Annotated in this window: 19 protein-coding genes; 14 read left to right on the plus strand and 5 right to left on the minus strand. The window is 39.4% G+C overall.

Annotated elements, in window-relative coordinates:
- Window positions 1-39 precede the first annotated feature (39 nt).
- On the minus strand, window positions 40-822 hold the full coding sequence (locus V7K42_RS01915) for an MOSC domain-containing protein (RefSeq protein WP_334913162.1): 783 nt from the start codon (window positions 820-822) through the stop codon (window positions 40-42).
- A gap of 116 nt (window positions 823-938) precedes the next feature.
- Window positions 939-1,580, minus strand: a complete 642-nt coding sequence (lepB, locus tag V7K42_RS01920; protein WP_094345119.1) for a signal peptidase I — start codon at window positions 1,578-1,580, stop codon at window positions 939-941.
- 392 nt (window positions 1,581-1,972) lie between these two features.
- Here lepB and V7K42_RS01925 point away from each other — a divergent pair, with 392 nt between their 5' ends.
- Together V7K42_RS01925 and V7K42_RS01930 are read left to right on the plus strand one after the other, a co-directional pair.
- On the plus strand, window positions 1,973-3,292 hold the full coding sequence (locus V7K42_RS01925) for a dihydroorotase (protein ID WP_334913034.1): 1,320 nt from the start codon (window positions 1,973-1,975) through the stop codon (window positions 3,290-3,292).
- A 416-nt stretch (window positions 3,293-3,708) separates the two neighbouring features.
- The gene (locus tag V7K42_RS01930; protein ID WP_334913036.1) at window positions 3,709-4,884 is read left to right on the plus strand and encodes a patatin-like phospholipase family protein; all 1,176 of its coding nucleotides are present in this window, start codon (window positions 3,709-3,711) and stop codon (window positions 4,882-4,884) included.
- A gap of 908 nt (window positions 4,885-5,792) precedes the next feature.
- Here the strand turns inward: V7K42_RS01930 and tsaE are convergent.
- Window positions 5,793-6,227 carry a tRNA (adenosine(37)-N6)-threonylcarbamoyltransferase complex ATPase subunit type 1 TsaE gene (tsaE, locus tag V7K42_RS01935; RefSeq protein WP_334913165.1) on the minus strand — a complete coding sequence of 145 codons (435 nt, stop codon included), beginning with the start codon at window positions 6,225-6,227 and terminating at the stop codon, window positions 5,793-5,795.
- 69 nt (window positions 6,228-6,296) lie between these two features.
- Window positions 6,297-7,667 carry a gluconeogenesis factor YvcK family protein gene (locus V7K42_RS01940; RefSeq protein ID WP_334913038.1) on the minus strand — a complete coding sequence of 457 codons (1,371 nt, stop codon included), beginning with the start codon at window positions 7,665-7,667 and terminating at the stop codon, window positions 6,297-6,299.
- A 174-nt stretch (window positions 7,668-7,841) separates the two neighbouring features.
- Here V7K42_RS01940 and ruvC point away from each other — a divergent pair, with 174 nt between their 5' ends.
- From ruvC to V7K42_RS01980, 8 genes are all read left to right on the plus strand, one after another.
- Entirely contained in the window at window positions 7,842-8,333 is a 492-nt protein-coding gene (gene ruvC, locus V7K42_RS01945; RefSeq protein WP_334913040.1) for a crossover junction endodeoxyribonuclease RuvC, read from the plus strand.
- 541 nt (window positions 8,334-8,874) lie between these two features.
- Entirely contained in the window at window positions 8,875-9,615 is a 741-nt protein-coding gene (locus tag V7K42_RS01950; protein WP_334913042.1) for a hypothetical protein, read from the plus strand.
- A gap of 5 nt (window positions 9,616-9,620) precedes the next feature.
- Window positions 9,621-10,706 (plus strand): aromatic ring-hydroxylating dioxygenase subunit alpha, encoded by a 1,086-nt coding sequence (locus tag V7K42_RS01955; RefSeq protein ID WP_334913043.1) that lies wholly within the window; start codon window positions 9,621-9,623, stop codon window positions 10,704-10,706.
- Window positions 10,707-10,851: 145 nt separating this feature from the next.
- Window positions 10,852-11,757, plus strand: a complete 906-nt coding sequence (locus V7K42_RS01960; RefSeq protein WP_334913045.1) for a ferritin-like domain-containing protein — start codon at window positions 10,852-10,854, stop codon at window positions 11,755-11,757.
- A 39-nt stretch (window positions 11,758-11,796) separates the two neighbouring features.
- Window positions 11,797-13,002 (plus strand): P-aminobenzoate N-oxygenase AurF, encoded by a 1,206-nt coding sequence (locus V7K42_RS01965; protein ID WP_334913048.1) that lies wholly within the window; start codon window positions 11,797-11,799, stop codon window positions 13,000-13,002.
- A gap of 18 nt (window positions 13,003-13,020) precedes the next feature.
- Window positions 13,021-13,311: a 2Fe-2S iron-sulfur cluster-binding protein gene (locus V7K42_RS01970; RefSeq protein ID WP_334913050.1), complete on the plus strand. Its 291-nt coding sequence runs from the start codon at window positions 13,021-13,023 to the stop codon at window positions 13,309-13,311.
- A 41-nt stretch (window positions 13,312-13,352) separates the two neighbouring features.
- The gene (locus V7K42_RS01975; RefSeq protein WP_334913052.1) at window positions 13,353-13,598 is read left to right on the plus strand and encodes a type II toxin-antitoxin system Phd/YefM family antitoxin; all 246 of its coding nucleotides are present in this window, start codon (window positions 13,353-13,355) and stop codon (window positions 13,596-13,598) included.
- Entirely contained in the window at window positions 13,595-13,993 is a 399-nt protein-coding gene (locus tag V7K42_RS01980) for a type II toxin-antitoxin system VapC family toxin (protein ID WP_334913055.1), read from the plus strand. Before V7K42_RS01975 ends, V7K42_RS01980 begins: the two co-directional genes overlap by 4 nt.
- Window positions 13,994-14,119: 126 nt before the next feature.
- Here the strand turns inward: V7K42_RS01980 and V7K42_RS01985 are convergent, their stop codons facing one another.
- Window positions 14,120-15,079: a hypothetical protein gene (locus V7K42_RS01985; protein WP_334913057.1), complete on the minus strand. Its 960-nt coding sequence runs from the start codon at window positions 15,077-15,079 to the stop codon at window positions 14,120-14,122.
- Between the two features lie 244 nt (window positions 15,080-15,323).
- Between V7K42_RS01985 and V7K42_RS01990 the strand changes: the two genes are divergently transcribed.
- From V7K42_RS01990 to V7K42_RS02005, 4 genes are all read left to right on the plus strand, one after another.
- Window positions 15,324-16,358 (plus strand): aromatic ring-hydroxylating dioxygenase subunit alpha, encoded by a 1,035-nt coding sequence (locus V7K42_RS01990; RefSeq protein WP_334913059.1) that lies wholly within the window; start codon window positions 15,324-15,326, stop codon window positions 16,356-16,358.
- 136 nt (window positions 16,359-16,494) lie between these two features.
- Window positions 16,495-17,247, plus strand: coding sequence for a sterol desaturase family protein (locus V7K42_RS01995; protein WP_334913062.1), 753 nt, complete (start codon window positions 16,495-16,497; stop codon window positions 17,245-17,247).
- The gene (locus V7K42_RS02000) at window positions 17,244-17,852 is read left to right on the plus strand and encodes an acyltransferase (RefSeq protein ID WP_334913064.1); all 609 of its coding nucleotides are present in this window, start codon (window positions 17,244-17,246) and stop codon (window positions 17,850-17,852) included. The genes V7K42_RS01995 and V7K42_RS02000 overlap by 4 nt, the downstream gene beginning before the upstream one ends.
- Window positions 17,852-19,366 carry a GH3 family domain-containing protein gene (locus V7K42_RS02005; RefSeq protein WP_334913066.1) on the plus strand — a complete coding sequence of 505 codons (1,515 nt, stop codon included), beginning with the start codon at window positions 17,852-17,854 and terminating at the stop codon, window positions 19,364-19,366. The genes V7K42_RS02000 and V7K42_RS02005 overlap by 1 nt, the downstream gene beginning before the upstream one ends.
- The last annotated feature ends 18 nt before the right edge of the window (window positions 19,367-19,384 follow it).

Below are 19,384 nucleotides of genomic sequence, written 5' to 3' on the forward strand. Positions count from 1 at the left end.
TTACTTAGTATTTTTTATTGTAACCAAATATTAATTTACTTATATAAGTATGTCAACCTCATCGGTGATTTGTAAAATTTTTTCGGCTGACGATGGGGGTAATTGGGTATTAACACTCAATCTGTAAAAGTGATTAAAAGGCAATGCAGCAACCCAATTTGGTAGAGTTGCTTGTCGTTGGGCTGCAAATATTTTTTGAAAGTTTGGGTAAGTTTCCCCTAAGTAAGAATCGCGGGTTGGGACTATACAACGTTGGCATGGATTAACCCCAAATAAATCCACATCTCCTACTCGAAAGGAGACTAAATCACCTTGTTCGTTAAATAGCCGATCTTCCCAAAATGCTGGTACACCATCAATCTCGATATTGGCACGCATCCGTCGGCGGATTTCATCTACACTTAAACCGGGAAACCAAGAAGCTACTTCTGTCAAGGTTGCTGTACTAATTACCGTTGGCCCTGGTGAGCGTGTATCGTCAGGAAAGCCCATCAAAGAGTTTTGTCTTAATGTGACAGCAAACCCAAAATAATCACTTAAAGTTGCTTCTAAGGCTTGCCGACTATCATCCAGATGAAAAATTTGTTGTGAGTTGCCGCCTGGAATTTGTAACGAGATAGTTCTATCGAGGAGTGTAAATTGCGCCCTTAGTAGATGGATTTTAGCATGATGTTTGCCATTGACAAACTTACCCTGTTCATCAAAAATAGCAAACTCGCGGTCATGCTGTAGTGCACCACTGGCAAGAACTCTAGCTTTTTCAACTTCGACACCATCCAGTGATTTAACTGGATACAGTAAAATCTTAGCTAGGTAAGGCATCATAGCAATTTGAGATTTTAGATTTGGGATTTTGGATTAAAGATTGGTGATTTAGCAGCCCCCAATCTAAAATCTAAAATTATTTTGTTACTTATCCACCTAATAATATTGTTAATTTATGGATATAGTGGCGATTTATCTATTCCCCCAATATGATTTAGAGGCCAGAAGCGAACTACAGCCCGTCCAATAATATTTTGGCGGGGGACAACACCCCAACAGCGTCCATCGTAACTATTATTACGATTATCACCTAGAACCAAGTATGAATCGGTTGGTATAGTTTGAGGTCTTGCTAAAAAAGGTGGCTGTGGACCTGATTGGCAAACATCAATTACAGTGGTCTGGCCAGAACTGAGATAATTAGTTTCTGGTAGGGGTTTATTATTAATATAGACCTTGCCATCTCTAAGTTGCACTTGTTCTCCAGGTAAGCCAATCACCCGTTTTATAAAAGCATCCTGGTATTGTTCTTTTTGCAACTCTTTTGTAGGTGAAAATACCACAATATCTCCCCTCTGCGGGTCAGCAAATTTATATTTCAATTTATCGACAATGATTTTGTCTGCTTCCCACTGGTTTGGCGTACCATGCAGAGTCGGTTCCATCGATCCAGAAGGAATCCAGCGTGCTTCAGCAACAAAGGTACGAATACCCAGAGCTAGAATAATACTCAATACAATTGTTCTACCTAGCTCTGCGATCCAGGAATTATCGGGTTGTTGACTAGAGTTGTTATCAGGCACTTGATTTTGCATGAAATTACTTAACGGAAGGAAAGATATAGGTAATTAACTCACCTAGTGAGACTTTATCTGTTAATCTTAACGGGAAAATTTTAATTTCCTGATTATGTTCGCATCCTGACTACCAATTTTAGATTGTGGATTTTAGATTTTGGATTGAGGATTATGACTGGTCTCTGGTAGGCGAAAACAACCTAAAATCCCCAAACCTTATCCCTTGTAAAATAAGGTCAATCCCAAATCCCAAATTCCAAATTGATTCACAGAGTACTTCATAGATTAAAAGTAAACTTTTTTTTAACGCGCGGCAAAAAATTTAACACTCCGAGTGCGACTAAGTTTAACCTAAAATCATAGTTGTCTGTCTGTAATATATAGCTCCCTGCGTGAACTTTGTTAGCCCTATGTCATCTCCAAAAATTTTACTGATTCGCCGCGCTCGCATAGTCTTACCCAATGGTGAACTGATGATTGGGGATGTGTTGACGCGCGATCGCCAAATAGTCGAAGTTGCGCCAGAAATCTCCCAAACACCACTAGCCACTGAAATTGACGCAGAAGGGTTAACTTTGTTGCCGGGAGTTATCGATCCGCAGGTACATTTTCGGGAACCTGGATTAGAACACAAGGAAGATTTATTCACTGCCAGTTGTGCATGTGCTAAAGGTGGAGTCACTTCCTTTTTAGAAATGCCCAATACGCGTCCCTTGACAACGACACAGCAGGCTTTAAACGACAAGCTAGACCGGGCCTCACAAAAGTGCGTGGTTAATTATGGCTTTTTTATTGGGGCAACAGCAGAGAATCTACCAGATTTGCTTTTGGCAAAGCCAACATCGGGAATTAAGATTTTCATGGGGTCGATGCACGGTCAGTTGCTAGTTGATGGCGAAACAGCACTCTCTGCGATATTTGCCAAAGGCGATCGCTTGATTGCCGTTCATGCCGAAGACCAAGCTAGAATCAATCAACGCCGCCAAGAATTTGCCAACATCCACAACCCAGCCGTTCACTCGCAAATTCAAGATAATCAAGCGGCAATGCTTGCAACCCAACTGGCATTAAAACTTTCTCAAAAATATCACCGTCGTCTGCATATTCTCCACATGTCAACAGCCGAAGAAGCAGATTTGCTGCGTCAAGAGAAACCGAGTTGGGTAACAGCAGAGGTGACACCACAGCATTTATTGTTGAACACCAGTGCTTATGAGCAGATTGGTACCTTAGCACAGATGAATCCACCTTTGCGATCGCCCCACGATAACGAAGTCCTCTGGCAAGCTTTGCGCGATGGCGTGATTGATTTCATCGCTACAGATCACGCGCCGCACACCTTAGAAGAAAAAGCTCAAGAATACCCCAATAGTCCTTCGGGAATGCCTGGAGTGGAAACTTCCCTAGCCTTGATGCTAACTGCGGCGATGGAGGGGAAGTGTACTGTTGCCCAAGTTGTGAACTGGATGTCTAAGAATGTAGCTGTAGCTTATGGTATTCCTAATAAAGGAGCGATCGCACCTGGTTATGATGCCGATTTAGTGCTTGTAGATTTAAACACATACCGTCCAGTCCGGCGCGAGGAGCTTTTAACCAAATGCCGTTGGAGTCCCTTTGAAGGCTGGAACCTCACTGGCTGGGCTACAACAACTATTGTCGGGGGTGAAATAGTTTATGACAAAGGTCAGGTCAATACGGAAGTGCGTGGTCAAGCTTTAACTTTCTTATAGCAAATATTTATTTAAGCTTACGTAGTAGACAAATAATTTTACATCAAAGTCATACTTGAACGGGCAAGATTTTCATCTATCCAGAGTTAAGACTAGACCAATATGGTTTGGTTAAAGCTAAAAGACGAAAATTTTTGTTTTTTCTCCTTTACCCTTTTAACCAAAGGGTATTGACTTGTCGCTGTATCAGAAATTGCAACTTAAAACCCTGAATTTATTTATAAGTGTTTCAAGTCAAATCTTCAATAACTATAGGACTTACACAATAACTCTCTGAAACTCTTATTCCTTTGTTTCCTAACGTGCGGAAAGCCACTCTGTGTCTATGCAATACAGTTCGGTTAGCTTGTTTACTGAGGAAAGATCCTCGAACCTCTCTTAAAAAGGGGCTATAGAAATAATCAAGGAGAATTGCTATGTCATTCAAAATTTTGGCTTTAGACGGTGGCGGTATTCGTGGAGTCATTGCAGCACGAATACTTCAACAAGTAGAAAAAGAAATTAGAAATCAGGGGAAAGGAAATTTTTTACACGAGTACTTTGACCTAATTACTGGCACTTCTACCGGTTCAATATTAGCAGGAGGAATTGCTGTTGGGAAGGAGAGTGATGAACTAATTAAACTGTATACAGAGCGGGGTAAAGATATATTTCCGCCAAAGGTAAAAAACCGCTATAAAAACTTACCACCCATCATAAAATCAATTATTGATGTGTTCTCAGCAGCTAAATATTCTCATGATGGAATTACTAGCGTCCTCAAAGACGCATACAAATCCACAAGAATAAAGGATATTGAAAAACCGATTGTTTTAATTCTTGCCTACGATACGCTATATCGAAATACAACCTTTTTTACAAACTGTCATCCAGATTTAGGAGACAGATGGTACGATGACTGTTCTTTATGGGAAATATGTACCGCTTCTGCCTCAGCTCCCAGTTTTTTCCCACCATATAAATTAGAACCTATAGATAAAGAAAAATTTGGTGATTGGGAATTTCCACACATTGATGGCGGAGTTTCTGCTAACAACCCTTGTCTTGCAGCTTTGAGTTTAGTAATGAGGATAAGTCAATCTTCAATATCTTCAACAATCAAGCAAAAATATAAATTGGATAATCTGCGATTGGAAGATATTTCTATCCTCTCTATTGGCACAGGTCAAAGTGGTGAACCATATCAATATAAGCAAATAAGCAAATGGAGAGGCTTAGACTGGGTACAAAATCTGACTAATATCTTCATGGAACCTACATCTGAGATTGATAGTACGATTTGCCGACAAATCATGGGTGGATACGATTCTAAACGTTACTTACGCCTTCAATTTGACTTAAATGAGACATTTCAACCCAAGCCAAAAGAAACTTATAAAGATCCTCGCATTGTCTTACCTCCAGAAGATCGAAAAAACCGATTTACAGGCGAAAAAGTCACCGAAGAAATAGATGATGCTAGCGCGGAGATTATTCAGCAGTTAATAGATACTACCTCTGCATTTATCGATCGAGGTCTTACTTACTATACCAGAGACGACTCTGGTTCTCCGATCAAAAAGGCGATCGCTTCTTTTATTAGAGATAACTAGTGCATCCACGTAGGCATATTAACATAAGGTAATTTAGGGCATAACATCTCGTATTTCTACTATGATTCCTGTAAAAATACGAGATGTTTTAGTTAATAATGTCTCGATCCAAGTGCTAATTACAGATGTTAATCTCAGAATTTTTTGTTAGCTAAAATTATTTAAAATAATTAAAAAGCATAAATTAATTTATTAATTGGTATAGATTATGAACATAACTTGGGAATACTAAGTGGAAGGAAAGTTAAACGACTTATACATAACTTGACTTTGTTTAATTTTTCTCTACTAGCTTTGGCTACTCACTAATCCCGATTGGATCTCCGAATGACAGTAGGTAACTAGTCTGGTTCAGGCTGGCTAAGTTCTGTCAAACTCTCATTTACCCAACAACAGTCTATTTACATCTGCTTGATTTATATACCATCTAAATCATTTTTTAACTGCTGATTACAACAATAAAGCTAGTAGATGTCAATCTCGAATATCTCAGAGGTACGAAAGAAGTAGTAGTGGTCTGTCTTATTAATTCTGAGGAACAGACATGTTTATAGTAAGGACTTTAATTATTGAATTTTTAAGCACTTTAGTGCTGATTACAAACTCATCAAAACTTTTGTGATAGACCACTAGAGTAGATAAACAAAAAGTTCAAAAGAACTATATTTCAACTCAACCTATTTGGATCTCTGTTTTTGGCTTTAACTGAACCCTATTGCAATATATCTGCTGTTGAACAATTATTTCGTTTATTTTTGGTTGAGAGAACAATGTTAGTGACTTACAGTGGTGAACGTGGTAGTGGTAGATAGGACGAGTGTGGAGTTCTCCCTCGACTATTGGCAGAAATTTTTTAGTGTTGCGATTTAAAAAGGTGAAATCTCTCGTACTTGGGTCGGGAGATGAACTTAGATAGCACAATTGAATGGTATGAGTTCGACTTGACGAGTACCCCCATCCCCATAAGTTAAACTCACACTCAGATAACTATCTGGCTTGTAGGGTAATCGTTCCGCCCATTCAACTGCCACAATTCCTGGTACAATCTCAGCACCTTCCCAGTAACTTTCTAAATTCAAAGCTGCAACTTCTTGTGGTTCTAAGCGATATAAATCCAGGTGGTAAAGGGGGAGCCGTCCTTCCGTGTACTCATTGATCAGGGTGAAAGTAGGACTGACAATACATTCAGAAATTCCCAAACCCTTGCCAATACCTTGAACTAGGGTAGTTTTACCAGCCCCTAAATCACCTTCTAGTAAAATTACACTGCCAGGAGTCAGGGATTCTCCGAGAGTAATACCTAAGCGTAGTGTCGCCTCTGTATCTGCAAGAAAAATCTTCATATTTTCATCAATTATATTAGTCATTGGGTATTGGGTATTGGGTATTGGTTATTTGCAAATGACTAATGACTACCTACCATGATGACCTCTACCGTACCACCGCAACAATACTTGTGCTAGTTTCTGCGGATTGTGACGGACAACACCCGTTTCATCTTCATACAAAACATTAGCTGGAACAATCCTTCGCCCTAGCTGAATGACAGCTTCTCTATCCAGAAAAACGGGATGAGAATTTTGTTGGGCGTAGCGCATGAGTGATTGCTCCGAGGGGGATTTTTTGTGAATTAGTACAGCATCAAATAGCCGTCTTTGCCCACAAGCAGCATCAATTGATCTAATGTGATCTGCAACAGTATAGCCTTCAGTTTCTCCTGGTTGAGTCATTATATTGCAGATATAAATACGGGGGACAGATGTTTGAGCGATCGCATCGGCAATTTCTGGTACTAATAAATTAGGAATCAGGCTTGTATAAAGGCTACCCGGCCCAATAATAATGTAATCAGCTTCTTTAAGTGCCTTAATCGCTGCTGGTACTGCTGGAGGATTAGCTGGAATGCAACCAATTTTGACAATTTTCCCCCCAGCTTTGGGAATGCTAGACTCCCCGTCAATGCGGCGACCATCAGCTAATTCTGCCCAGAGGCGAACATCACTGAGAGTTGCTGGTAGTACTTGTCCTCGGACCGCTAGCACCTTAGAACTAGCTGCAACTGCTTGTTCTAAATCTCCAGTAATATCACTCATTGCCGTTAAAAACAAATTGCCAAAACTGTGACCCGTTAACCCATCTCCAGCCCGAAAACGGTATTGAAACAATTCTGTTAATAACTTTTCTTCATCTGCTAGTGCAGCCAAACAATTGCGGATATCCCCTGGTGGTAGCACTCCAAATTCTTGACGCAACCGCCCAGAAGATCCACCATCGTCGGCTACAGTGACAATAGCAGTAATATTAGCGCTGTAAGTTTTCAGTCCTCTCAACAACGTAGAAAGTCCCGTCCCACCACCAATTACCACTATTTTCGGCCCTCGGTACAATCGATGATGTGCCAGCAATACATCGATGAGTTCTTCTCCACCTTCTGCTCTTAGTACCTTAGTAATTGAGCCAACGGTGCGAGTTTGTCCCCAAAGCACCAACAGCAAGCCACCGAGCAGCACCAAAGGCCCACTAATATAGTTGGGTAAGATGTTGGTGATTACTACCAAGAAATTCCGAAACAACTCTATCATCCAAAAAATTGGGGTCAGCTTAATCCAGATAGCTAACCCCAAACTCGTCAGCAGTACACCCCCAACACTAATCAACAACCAACGTTTGACCGATAGTCCAGGGGATAACCATTTGAACCACTGGTTAACCCGATAGGAAGTACGAGAACGCGACTGCTTTTGCAGGGCGTTGAGGGCTTGTCTGAGAAAACCAATTGACATACCTGATTTACAGCAGTGCTACAAACAATAATTAACAGAAAATGTACACCACTTGGTTTAAAACACTAGGCGTGAAACTATTATATTTGTCTATTCCATTAGACTAAGAGCAAGTGGTTAAGATTGCCAGTATTCCCACTTAAACAATAGCGTGGCTTACTAAAAGTGAATTGAATGGAAAAACGAATTTTAGGATTAGATCCAGGACTGGCAACTTTAGGGTTTGGGGTAATTACCTATACACAAATTTCCAATAAAGTGCAAGAAACTACAGTAAATATGCTGGATTTTGGGGTAATTAAAACATCAGCAGATGCAGAAATGGGACAGAGGCTATGTACCTTATTTGATGATTTACACACCGTCATAGAAGAATTTAAACCAGATTTGGTAGCGATCGAGAAACTATTTTTCTATCGGATGTCAAATACAATCCTGGTTGCTCAGGCAAGGGGTGTACTCATTTTGGTGTTGGGTCAGTGTCGTCTTCCTTACATAGAGTTTACTCCGGCTCAAATTAAACAAGCTTTAACGGGGTATGGCAATGCGGATAAGTCGGAAGTTCAAGAGGCGGTAGCACGGGAGTTAGATTTAGATGAGATTCCCAAGCCGGATGATGCTGCGGATGCTTTGGCGGTGGCTTTAACGGCTTCGTATCAACTGTAGGTTTGTACTGTACGCAAACAATAAATAAATTTCTTTTCTAATTGGTACGTCAGTACTAGTATAAAACTTATGCATCTTAACACAAGTACTCATACAATTTAGGTATTTCAGCCATGTTTAGCCCACATTCCGCAAGTTAGTTGAAAAATCTTGGTATTTTCCATAACCCAGATATAGCAATGCTTTTAGGTATTAACCTTATATTCGGCATTAGCGTAACTCGCCGCAGGCATCGCAACTCTGCTTAGTATCAAAAGGAAACTTGTTGACATTGACTAATTAATACTCATCGCTTTCTGAGTGCCCATCGCATCAATTGTGATGAAGCAGCCAGATAAGTCATTAAGTGGCATCGAAAGATAAAATACGAGGGTAATAGTGGCTATGTTGCAATTTCAATGCCGATTAGCTTAGTGTGAACAGATGATTGTAGCGTAAATAACCATTTTGGAATCTGTCACACTACACCGTAAATTTACTAATTTGATCGATAAAGTTTTAATTACAAACAGATTAATCAATTTTAGGTAATTTCCGAATAATGAAGAGTTTGCTGATTCCTGTTCAAAATTTGCAATCAAGCGATCGCACTGCCATGTATGCGTTGCTGCAAAATCACTTCCAAGGTATAACCTGGGATGGGTTTCTAGTCGATTTAGAGCGCAAGAACTGGGTTTTATTGTTGAGAGATGAAACATCCAACGCACTCAAAGGATTTTCAACTCTGATGTTATGCCAAAAGACTTTTTTGGGAGAAAAAATTAGTGTAGTATATTCTGGCGATACTATTGTCGATCCTAGTGCGTGGTCGAGTACAACACTACCACGTAGTTGGATTGCCGCTATCAATTTTCTGCGTCAACACTATGCAGAAAATAAACTTTACTGGCTGCTAATTTGCTCTGGTTTTCGCACTTATCGTTTTCTGCCTACTTTTTGGCAAGATTTCTATCCGCGTTATGATGTTACAACACCTGCGGATGTAACAAATCTGATGGTGAGTTTAGCGCAGCAATACTATGGTAGTTTATACCAAGAAGCAACTGGTATCGTCAATTTTCCGCATCCCCAAATTCTCTGTGAAGGTTTAATTGAAATCCCCACAGGAAGACAGACTAACCCCCATATCCAGTTTTTTGAAGAAAAAAACCCAGGTTATCGATTAGGGGATGAATTAGTTTGTTTAACTGAAATTAACTATGACAATCTCACTCGTGCTGGAAAACGGATGTGGGAGTCAGAATCATCGTTACAATTTGTGCAAGATTGTGTTCTTGTTTAACTTTTATGGCATCTACAAACCTACAATCAAACTTTAATAATCCGACACAATTTATAGAAGGATGGTACTGGGCATTACCATCGAAAAAATTAAAAGTTGGTAAGGTAAAAGCTATAACTTTACTAGGTAGAAAGCTGGCAATTTATCGGGGAGTTAGTAGTCAAGTAGTAGCTGTAGATGCTTATTGCCCACACATGGGCGCTCATTTAGCAGAAGGTAAGGTAGAAGGTGATGAAATTCGCTGCTTTTTTCATAATTGGAAGTATGACAGTCGCGGCATTTGTGTAGATGTTCCTTCTCTTGGAAAACCGCTACCTGTGTGTATTAAAACTTGGTATACATCGGAAAAATACGGCATGATTTGGGTTTGGGTGGGAGAAGAAAAGCCAAGTTTACTGCCCTTTGTACCAGAGTTAGAACAGGCAGATTGCAATTATATATTGGGAACTCGATTTGTCAAAAACTGCCATCCCAATGTCTTGCTAATTAATGCGATTGATGCTCACCATTTCAATACAGTACACAATCTGCCTTTAGAGATTGTATTTGATTCCCAAGACATCAACGCCAACGCTATTACCTTCAGTAACATTACACGGGGAGGTAATGATTCTTGGTTAATTCGCCTGATTCGTCCTCTATATCGCAACGAAGTTACTTATAGTATGTGTTATTGGTATGGCAGCACTGGCACTGTGACGTTAGGGCCGGATTTTCTGCACTTTTATATTATATTTACGCTGCGAATGATAGAAGGTGGAAAAACTGAAGGGCAAACAATTCTTGTAACTCCTAAGCGTTCGGGATTTTGGGGATGGGTTTTAAATCGTAGTTTGTTATGGTTAACTCAGCAGGTTGGTAATTACTTTGCAAAAGGTGATACGCAGGTATTTCAGACAATTCAGTTTGATTTGAAGACTCCGACTAAAGCAGATCAATCTATTCTGGAATTTATTCAACACGTTAATCATCAGAAAGCTTTAAGCTGGGGAACTTGGGAAACTGTTAATTATCCAAATATTCAAACCCTATCAGAGGATGTTTGTAAAGTGTCGTATAGCACATCAAATTATGACATTACCCCACCCTAACCCTCCCCTTGTAAAGGGGAGGGGACTAGATTTCCAGTTTCCCCCCTTTATAAAGGGAGATTAGATGCTTTTGGTAACAAATATAACTTTTAAAAAGTCTTCTCAAATTCTAATCATGAATTCACTTTAATTGAACAAGAAAAATATGGATTTTAAATATAATATTGTTGGTTTTGATCTACCACACAGAGATTCTAATGACCGTTTGCGACGGATATTAACAGCAGCATTACCCAATCAGAATAATTTTGCTAATTACCCACAATTAAATTATTGGGATGCTGATTTTTTCAACTTACATCGAGTCCAAATTTTTCAAGAATCTAATATTACGGAACAATCTGCTATTCTGGAGCTTGCAAACCGCAGTTTGTTAGAAGAATCATATTTCATTGAGAAAGCAGGCGTTGGCTACATGGCAAAAATGGTACTGTTAGCAGAAACAGTTGAAGAACGAATTCTTTATGGATTGTTTACGGCTGATGAAGCTACCCACCTTCACAAAATTAGCCATTTTTTACCAGAAATGGAAGTAACTAGCACGGACGATCCGTTTTTGCGCTTATTATCAGAAGTGGTTGGAAGTGCAGATAAAACAGTTTTATTGTTTGTGCTGCAAGTCGTTTTAGAAGGATGGGGTTTAAGCCATTATCGGCGTTTAGCTAAGGAGTGTCGCTATCCAGTTTTAGCAGAACTTTTTTCCAGTTTTTTACAATCTGAATCCCGTCATCACGCTACGGGAACCACCTTGTTTAATCAAACTTCTGTTTCAGCATTCAGTCAAACAACAATTCTCGATATATTAGCACAGTTTTTGTTTATGGTACAGGTAGGGCCGCAAAGTGTACTAGCAGCAGTTGAACAAGTAAAAGGACATCTGACGCGATCGCAAAAAATCCAAATTCTAGAAGAATTGGATACTGAAACCCATAGTGGAACGCGATTACAAATATTGCGATCGCTCATGGGGATAAAATCAGCCCAGTCTATCCTGCAAATTTTGGAAGAACGCGGAGCCTTTCAACCCCTCCCCGCCCATCAATGTGTGTAATTAATATCAATCTTATCTCTGCGTTAAATCAAAACGGATATGGAAAAAACTATTCATCGCAAATTACAAATTAACCACACTCGCAACAAACAGCAAGACCATACTGCTTTAATGGATGAAGCTGTCACCAATTTTCGCTATGAAGATTGTCAAAACGAGTATTGGAATCCAGAAGAGTTTTCCTTGTTATATGGTACACCTTTATGGGAACAGTCCAGCCAACATCAGCGTATAATTTTGAACCAACTTTACTGGGTAGCTTATTACTCACAAATTGTTTCTGCTGAAATTGCCACTATCTTTTTCAATCAAACCAGTGCAGCCGGACTTTACGCTCAAGAAGATTTCCGCTTAATCTGCGATACCTTAGATTTGGAATCCGCCCAAGAGCGATCGCACATTAACGCCTTCCGCACAATTGCCAAAGAGGTTGAACAAGCGTTGTTTGGGGAGCTTATCTTTACCTACCCCATGCGCGGCCCCTTTACAGAAACGATGGTTTATGCTGACACCAATGCTCTAAAAACTTGGTGGAAAAGAATTCAACTTCAATACTTTGGGCTGATTTCTGCAAATAATAGTTTTTTGGCTTGTCAGTATTTCACAGTTCGGGGAGTGCGGACACTAAACGGCAAGTTAGTACAGCACAAACTTAGCAATTATTATCAAAAACATCCTCATCCTGAAGCTGCTCCAATTCCGGCTAAAGTCTCCTATTATCACTTTATGGATGAAAGTTTTCATTTCAATAGTTCGACAATTATATCTCACGATGTTGTCACTTGCCTTAAGCCACCGACTGCTTTTGAGCGACTGGTGGCTAATTTAGGCTTATGGGGATGTCAGCGCGATCATTTTCATTTTTCGGCTGCGATTAACGGGATTTTTTGGTACGATCCGGCGCTGTATAGCAAGATTTATCAGGTGTTGCGATCGCCCATTTTTGGTATGAGCGCTCGAGATGCTAAAGAAATGATGCGGCGTTGTTTTACAGAAGAATCGGAAGGATTACAGCGCAGTTTTTCAACTCATCAGGAAGCGATGAAATCTTATCAGGTCTATGTTGAAAAGCTTGATTATCTTTGGCAACGTAATCGGGATATGTCACTGATGGCTACTAATTCAATTTCTCGATATTTGGTAACTCAAAAAAGGGCTTTTCAAGGTTTTGAATACCGAGAGGATTTATTTTTATCTCACGCAGAGACGGAGAGGCGCAGAGAGGAATGTAAGAGCGTTGTTTAGGTAAAATTTTTGCGTATTATGCCTGACTTATGTAATATATCGTTTCCGGGAAGTGATTTTGCTTCTATCACTTTGGAATTTAATAAAAATTTGTCTGAACATCTTACGATTCAGAATTCACCTGTTTTGTTTGGTTGTCGGACTGGTATTTGTGGCACTTGTTTAATTAAGATTATTGGTAATATTCCTCCTCCTGAAGCTGATGAACAAGAAATGTTAGAAACTTTAGCACCTAATAATCCTTATGCACGGTTAGCTTGTCAGGTTCATGTTACAGGTAATGTTGAAATTTGTAGAATGGAAGGATAAATTTAGTTAAACTTAGTTTAAAGACTTAGTTGAATAAAATCGTGGAAACTGTAAATATCCATCAAGCTGAAATGAATCTCTCACAGCTTTTGTTACGGGTAGAGCATGGAGAAGAAATCATTATTTCTAACAAAGGTATTCCCATTGCCAAGTTGGTTCCGTTTCGTACCTCATCAAATCGCCGCGATAGTTTAGGACAGGATAAAGGGCGTTTTGTAGTACCAGAGGACTTTAACGCTCCTTTACCGGATGAGATGTTGGCAGCATTTGAGGGCGGTGAGGAGTGAAACTTTTGCTAGATACGCAGTGTTGGTTATGGTGGTTTGCCCAATCAGAGCGTTTGAATGAGGAGGCAATCGCACACATTGTCCATGAAAACAATGAATTATGGTTATCAGTTGCCAGTATTTGGGAAATAGGTATAAAAGTTGCTATCGGCAAGTTGCCACTGCCAGATCCTTTAGACAGTTATATTTCTAGTCGGATGGCACAGTTGGGAATGCGATCGCTAGAAATTACAGCCTCTCATGCTTTACAAGCGGCTGCTTTACCATTGCATCATCGAGATCCTTTTGACAGAATGTTGATTGCACAGGCTCAGATAGAAAAAATGACGCTTGTCAGTGCCGATTCAATGTTCAATAAATACGATATTTCCCTGCTTTGGGCTGCCAAATCGTGAGATTTTACTTCAATGGTTGTTGCTTGTGGTGCAACAATTTGCAACTATCTATTACTATCAAACTTGGAATCGCACTTGTTAGTTTTTGGAAAATGTGAGATTTTCTACATATCCACACAAATTAGCTCAACTAGCAGAAGAGGATACATCGGTTTCTTCAAGTTTTAATTCTTTAGGTTCAAAGCTTGATTCAAGTTGATCTAACATCTCTTTACATCCTTCTAAACGAGTACCAAATATTAAATAAAAACTATGTAAAAGCATATTAGAAACTAATACCGAAAATCCTTGCATTTGTTTAGACTTCAAATTGAGAAAACGATTCCGTAGTTCCAGAATATCAGGGTTACTTAAGAATAACTTTAATTTGCCGTTTGTATCACATCCTATATCGACAAGCATCCGAGCGATATCTACTGAATCATTTAGATCCATATCCTCACTGAGGATATTTGCAACAATTCTTTGGTAAGAAAATGGTGTTAATGGATCGTTATCACCATCAGAGGCAGAAATTGCTAATACTTGTTCCTGTAGTTTGGATATGCTTATGTCTAATTGAGCAAGTGTCTGAGAAATTTCCCGAAAACTTTGATGCCAATCTTTTGGAAAGGTATGTTCGCTCTTGTATACCCAAGCACGAGAAATGAAATTATACGCATGTTGTAATATCGTTTGTAACTGGATTTCAATGCGTGTAGGATGTACCGAACGTGAGTAATGACCCTGAAATTTAACTACTATATGTCTTGCCCTATATCCATTACTTTTTTGAATGGGTTGATCTAGTTCGATTATTAAATCATTAGAATCTGCTTTGCGCGATAAAAATCTGGCAAGGATATCAACTTCTTCAAAAGTGGCAACAACAATTCGTATGCCAGCAATATCTTGCATATCAGAGATGTTTAATTTTGTAAATTTACGAGATTTTTCTGAGGCACTTTCATAAGTTTTCAAACGACTTTCAAGCGAGTAAACGTTCACACCTTTTACTTCCTCTAGAAAGAAGTCAAGCTCTAGCAGAAGTTGACGTAATGCTCTCTCGTAAGGCTTTCTAAATTTAAGATACTCAGTTATATTCATGATAGTGAGGATTTTATGCAAGTTATATTTAAGTTCAGTATCTATAGGAGTCCGATTGATTTTGAAAAAATATTGAGACTGAACAACCTGTTTTTTATAAGGCTTTCATCTGAAAACCTGTTCATAAATCAGATAGGATTCCTATAGCACTCTTATACAGCAATATCTTAACCGCATCCTAGAGTGATACACCAATATTGGCTTTAGAGCTTGCCATAATTTAAATACGATCGCTCTCATCACTATGCACTTTGCAGACTTTTGGTATATTGTCGCACTCAGCAACCAACTACAACCTAACAAAGTATTATCACGTAGCATTTTAGGAGAATGGTTAGCGATATTTCGCGGTGAAGATGGACAACCCGTAGCTTTGCGCGATCGCTGTTTACACCGCAATAGCCGTCTATCAACAGGTAAAATCTGTGATGGTGCTTTACAATGTCCCTATCATGGTTGGGTATATGACGGCGTTGGAAACGTTATTGCTGTTCCAGCCGAAGGAGATGATTTCAAACCTTCCTCACAGCGTCGAGCCAAGTGTTACGCTACCAAAGAACAAGATGGCTATGTTTATGTGCGGTTATCCGATACCCCAAGTGTTGCCCCAAGTATTGAGACTGAACCCTTTTCTATGCCTCACTACGGACAAACCGGATGGGAGACGGTGCGGGTAATTAACCGTTTTGCTAACAACGTGACTAATTGTGCGGAGAACTTTATTGATATTCCCCATACGGCTTTTGTTCATCCTGGTGTTTTCCGTACTTCTCGCCAACAAAAGTTAGAGATGACTGTAGAACGCTGCAATGGTTCGGTTTTGGTGGAGTATCGCAACGAAAACAGTAATTTGGGATGGTACAGCCGTTTTCTGAATTTGCAAAATGCAGAGATTAAACATAGCGATCGCTTTTATATGCCAAACATTACCTCTGTAGAGTATAAAATAGCACGTAATCGTCACTTATTCATTACCAGTCAATCTATTCCAGAAAATGATAATTCAACTCTCGTTTACACTGATGTCACCTATAACTACGGTATTTGGAATAAATTAGCGCGTCCCTTCGTGCGGTGGACTGCTCAACACATTATCCGCCAAGACGTGGAAATTTTGGGTATTCAGGGAGAAGCGATCGCTAAATACGGGACACAATTTTATAATACGCCTGCGGACACAATTCATATATTTGTAGAGTCAATTATAGCGGCTATATCTCGTGGAGAAGATCCGCGTTTATTGCCAAATCAATCAGTAGAAGTTACATTTTGGGTTTGAAAATAATTGGTAATTACCCCCCTTAATCCCCCCGATGTATTAGGGGGAGATTGGAAAATCCAGTTCCCTCCCCTTTATAAGGGGAGGGTTAGGGTGGGGTAAAACCCATGTTTAAAATCAGTGTGAGTAATTAAAAGTGGAAATACAAAGCTTTGCACAATTACTAATTTTTGGCACTTTTATCGGATTAGTTGGTTGGACTATTACCAATCAGGTTGGACTAACTCAACTTAAAATAAAAACTCGTGAAGATTGGCTAATAGATAGTACAGGATTAACGATTCAAGGAATTTTGATTCCCTTACTACAAGCTACTTTAGTTTATTCGCTTTATCAACATTTATTCCCTATTCAACAAGGAAGTTTAAAACTATCATTAATACCGAATTTTATTATCAGTTTTGTTGTAGTTGATTATTTATATTATTGGAATCATCGTTTATTGCATACTAAATTGTTGTGGAAAGTTCATCAAATCCATCATACTGTTACTCAGATGGATGTATTAGGAACTTCTCGCAACACACTTTGGACAAGCTTGTTAATTATATATTTATGGATACACACTTTATTTCTATATCTGTTAGCCGATCCCACAGGTTATTTACTTGGAGTCAGTCTAACTTCTGCCTTAGATTTATGGCGACATAGCCGCTTGATGATTCCTGCAAATACTAGGTTATATCAATTTTTATCTTCTTGGTTAATCTTACCACAAGATCATGCTTGGCATCATTGCGGCGAAATCTACAATTATAACTATGGGGCTAATCTAAAAATTTGGGATAAGTTACATGGAACATATTATGAAAGCGAAAAATTGCCATCTATAATTGGAATTCCTATCTCATTAAACTTGTTCCAGAAACTTTTATTTCCATTTTCATGACAGTTATCAGCAAAATACTTTCGTTTTTCCCCACCTTTATATTATTGCTAACTGGTGCAGCAATAATCTACTTCGCTTATTCACCCAATATCTTCAGTATTCTGGCGGTGTTGCTTTCTATTTATGGGCTACCAGTGCTAGTTTACCGCTTGCATGAATGGGTTTATCCTGTGCGCGAGGGTATTAGTTATCTACTAGGTGAAGAATATAGTCCTTGGTGGGGTAGTCATCAAATCCAGGTAATTTATATTGCAATTCCGGCGTTGGAAGCAGTGCTGCGACTGATTCCGGGGGTATTTTCCTGTTGGTTGCGATTGTGGGGTGCTAAAGTTGGGCGAGATGTATACTGGACAACAAGATTGGAGATTGCCGATCGCAGTTTGTTAGAAATTGGCGATCGCGTCGTTGTCGGGCATGGTGTCGGTATCTATTGCCACATCATTAAACCCCGCAAGCAAAATTTAATGTTGTATGTCAAAAAAGTCCAGATTGGCAGCAATGTTTTTGTGGGAGCCGGATCTAATCTTGCTCCCGGTGTAGTCGTTGCTGATGGTTCTTATTTACCAGCAGCTACCAAGCTTTATCCTAATCAAAAGGTGCAATAATGCGTCCGATTATTCAGCTTTTTGGGCAAATCCTCGCGCCAGCTGCGAAGCGATTTTATCGAGCTTTGGATAACCCAGAGTTAATGCAGACATCTGTAAAAAGGGAAATTTGCGATCGCCTAATTAAAAGCGAGTATGGTAAAACTTTAGGAGTTCATTCTGTAGACGATTGGCAGCGTGTACCAATTGTGGATTATAATGCACTGGAACCCTGGTTAAATGCCAAACAGCAGCAAATTGCCCTCACACCAGAACCCATTTTATTCTATGAAAAAACCTCTGGTAGTAGTGGGGCAGTAAAATGGATTCCTTATACTCAATCTTTGCGGCGATCGTTTAATCAGATGTTTTGTGTATGGGCACATGATTTGATTATTAATGGCCCGAAATTTTCCACAGGCAAGATTTATGCTTGTATCTCGCCGCAATTAGATGTAGCTGATAATCAAAGTTTACAGAACGATTTAGATTACTTAGATGGCTGGTTGCGCTGGTTTTTGCGTCCTTGGTTGGTCATGCCCAATAAACTTAATCGGCTGCATGACGCGAACTTATTCAAACATCAATTGGCTTTGGCATTATTAGAAGCTGAAAAACTAGAAATTATTTCTATTTGGAGTCCTAGCTTTCTCCAAGTACATTTAAAATATATTCAAGAAAATCAGGATTTATTGCGAGAAAAATTACACAACCGGATTTCACCTCATCGCCTGCAACTCCTGTGCAAAAGTAATATTCTCTGGATGCAACTCTGGCCAAATTTGAAGCTGATTTCTTGCTGGGATAGTGCCAATGCAGCAGATCAAGCTCAGGGATTAAGATCGCAATTTCCAGGTGTATTAATTCAAGGTAAGGGACTACTAGCAACCGAAGCCCCAATAACGATTCCGTTGATTGTCGCTGGGGGATGTGTGCCGGTTCTTGATGAAGTTTTTTTCGAGTTTGAGGATGAGGGTGGTTCAGTGTATGGTTTGCATGAACTCAATACTGGCAAGGAATACACGATTATTTTATCGCAGAAAGGGGGATTGTATCGTTATCGAATTGGCGATCGCATCCGGGTAACTCATTACTATCGCCACACTCCCTGTTTAGAGTTTCTCGGACGACATCAAGCTATTAGCGATTTGGTAGGCGAAAAGTTACAAGAAACCTTTGTAAATAATGCTCTGGATTTATTGAAATTGCAAGAAACTAATTTTAAAAGCTTAATGCCAATTGCCGATCCTCCACACTATATTTTATTACTAGATTCGGCAAAAGAAACCCCAGAAATTATTGCCGAACAATTGGATCTGGCTCTATCAGAATCATATCATTACCAGAGAGCTAGAGCCATCGGTCAACTTGCACCACCACAGATTTTAATCTCTAATCAAATTCCTGAAATATTAGTTTCCTATCGTATCCGCACTGGAAGTATTTGGGGAGGTATTAAGCATCCAATTCTGGCAACATCACCTATTAGCAATGAATTTTTACAAGAATTAAAATTGAAAGTTGCCAATAAATAGCTAATTTACAACGAAGAA

It is taken from the genome of Nostoc sp. (genome assembly GCF_036917455.1).
Classification (GTDB): domain Bacteria; phylum Cyanobacteriota; class Cyanobacteriia; order Cyanobacteriales; family Nostocaceae; genus Nostoc.

What these genes read in the sequence shown, in the direction of transcription:
- V7K42_RS01915 (WP_334913162.1), bottom strand. Translation starts at nt 822, where the DNA reads ATGCCTTACCTAGCTAAGATTTTACTGTATCCAGTTAAATCACTGGAT.
- lepB (WP_094345119.1), bottom strand. Translation starts at nt 1,580, where the DNA reads ATGCAAAATCAAGTGCCTGATAACAACTCTAGTCAACAACCCGATAAT.
- V7K42_RS01925 (WP_334913034.1), top strand. Translation starts at nt 1,973, where the DNA reads ATGTCATCTCCAAAAATTTTACTGATTCGCCGCGCTCGCATAGTCTTA.
- V7K42_RS01930 (WP_334913036.1), top strand. Translation starts at nt 3,709, where the DNA reads ATGTCATTCAAAATTTTGGCTTTAGACGGTGGCGGTATTCGTGGAGTC.
- tsaE (WP_334913165.1), bottom strand. Translation starts at nt 6,227, where the DNA reads ATGAAGATTTTTCTTGCAGATACAGAGGCGACACTACGCTTAGGTATT.
- V7K42_RS01940 (WP_334913038.1), bottom strand. Translation starts at nt 7,667, where the DNA reads ATGTCAATTGGTTTTCTCAGACAAGCCCTCAACGCCCTGCAAAAGCAG.
- ruvC (WP_334913040.1), top strand. Translation starts at nt 7,842, where the DNA reads ATGGAAAAACGAATTTTAGGATTAGATCCAGGACTGGCAACTTTAGGG.
- V7K42_RS01950 (WP_334913042.1), top strand. Translation starts at nt 8,875, where the DNA reads ATGAAGAGTTTGCTGATTCCTGTTCAAAATTTGCAATCAAGCGATCGC.
- V7K42_RS01955 (WP_334913043.1), top strand. Translation starts at nt 9,621, where the DNA reads ATGGCATCTACAAACCTACAATCAAACTTTAATAATCCGACACAATTT.
- V7K42_RS01960 (WP_334913045.1), top strand. Translation starts at nt 10,852, where the DNA reads ATGGATTTTAAATATAATATTGTTGGTTTTGATCTACCACACAGAGAT.
- V7K42_RS01965 (WP_334913048.1), top strand. Translation starts at nt 11,797, where the DNA reads ATGGAAAAAACTATTCATCGCAAATTACAAATTAACCACACTCGCAAC.
- V7K42_RS01970 (WP_334913050.1), top strand. Translation starts at nt 13,021, where the DNA reads ATGCCTGACTTATGTAATATATCGTTTCCGGGAAGTGATTTTGCTTCT.
- V7K42_RS01985 (WP_334913057.1), bottom strand. Translation starts at nt 15,079, where the DNA reads ATGAATATAACTGAGTATCTTAAATTTAGAAAGCCTTACGAGAGAGCA.
- V7K42_RS01990 (WP_334913059.1), top strand. Translation starts at nt 15,324, where the DNA reads ATGCACTTTGCAGACTTTTGGTATATTGTCGCACTCAGCAACCAACTA.
- V7K42_RS02000 (WP_334913064.1), top strand. Translation starts at nt 17,244, where the DNA reads ATGACAGTTATCAGCAAAATACTTTCGTTTTTCCCCACCTTTATATTA.
- V7K42_RS02005 (WP_334913066.1), top strand. Translation starts at nt 17,852, where the DNA reads ATGCGTCCGATTATTCAGCTTTTTGGGCAAATCCTCGCGCCAGCTGCG.